At 48.7% G+C, this 522-nt stretch carries 1 rRNA gene; it reads left to right on the forward strand.

From position 1 onward, the window contains the following. Positions 1-166: 166 nt before the first annotated feature. A 23S ribosomal RNA gene (locus BHE89_RS20030) occupies positions 167-522 on the forward strand; the annotation flags it as partial.

Here is a 522-nt window from a genome sequence, read left to right on the forward strand (position 1 = left end):
AAGGCGAGTGTCATGAGCGAACAACAGCAATTCTAGGCGGACAGCGCGCAGTAAGCGCAGCATACTTAAGTATGTGAGCATTACGAGCACTGCCCAACAACGAATTGATGCTTGTGTAGCCATGACCTTTAAAGTCGTCTTCGAGAGAAACATCTTCGGGTTGTGAGGTTAAGCGAATAAGCGTACACGGTGGATGCCTAGGCAATCAGAGGCGATGAAGGACGTGCTAATCTGCGATAAGCGTCGGTAAGGTGATATGAACCGTTATACCCGACGATTTCCGAATGGGGGAAACCCAATATCCTATGGATATTATCATTAACTGAATACATAGGTTAATGAGGCGAACCGGGAGAACTGAAACATCTCAGTACCCCGAGGAAAAGAAATCAACCGAGATTCCCCTAGTAGCGGCGAGCGAACGGGGAGCAGCCCAGAGTCTTAATCAATGGCAGCATCAGGAGAACGGTCTGGAAAGTCCGGCAGTAAAGGGTGATAGCCCCGTATCCGAAGATACTGTTA

Source organism: Shigella sp. FC1967, assembly GCF_001743005.1.
Classification (GTDB): Bacteria; Pseudomonadota; Gammaproteobacteria; order Enterobacterales; family Enterobacteriaceae; genus Proteus.